Origin of the sequence: Vibrio sp. 10N.222.49.C9 (assembly GCF_041474985.1) — a bacterium.
GTDB lineage: Bacteria > Pseudomonadota > Gammaproteobacteria > Enterobacterales > Vibrionaceae > Vibrio > Vibrio crassostreae_C.
The window spans coordinates 1-377 of sequence record NZ_JBFRVD010000620.1 but is presented as its reverse complement, the minus strand read 5'-3'; the positions used below and the strand labels follow the sequence as shown (position 1 = coordinate 377).

At 41.9% G+C, this 377-nt stretch carries 1 pseudogene; it reads left to right on the top strand.

The window, feature by feature from the left end:
- Positions 1-194: 194 nt before the first annotated feature.
- Positions 195-377, top strand: a pseudogene (locus tag AB4585_RS24770) (hypothetical protein); the annotation flags it as partial.

Genomic DNA, 377 nt, shown 5'->3' with positions numbered 1-377 from the left:
GAATCGCGCCATTAATATGTTTGTGCATAAAAGAAATGGTAGAGGTGGTCTTGCTAAAGCGAACTGAAACTAACGAGGTTATGGGTAAGCAATCTTTCATTATTGATAGTTAGAGAGTCGGTTTGTTTGGATCTAGAAGTTTGTTAAGGGGTTTTATAAAGGCTCGTGCCTCTATATTAATATTGGGTGTCCTCATGATTGCGGGGGGCGTTTGTGCACCCTATGTTGTCAGTGGTGATAAAGAAGCTCGCATGACGCGTAGTTACGATCTGTCTGCCGATATGTTTCGTCAAGTCCCATCACAAGAACCGCCACCAGCGTATCGATATACAATACAGCCGGGTGATAATCTAACGAAGATTTTCAATCAGTTAAAT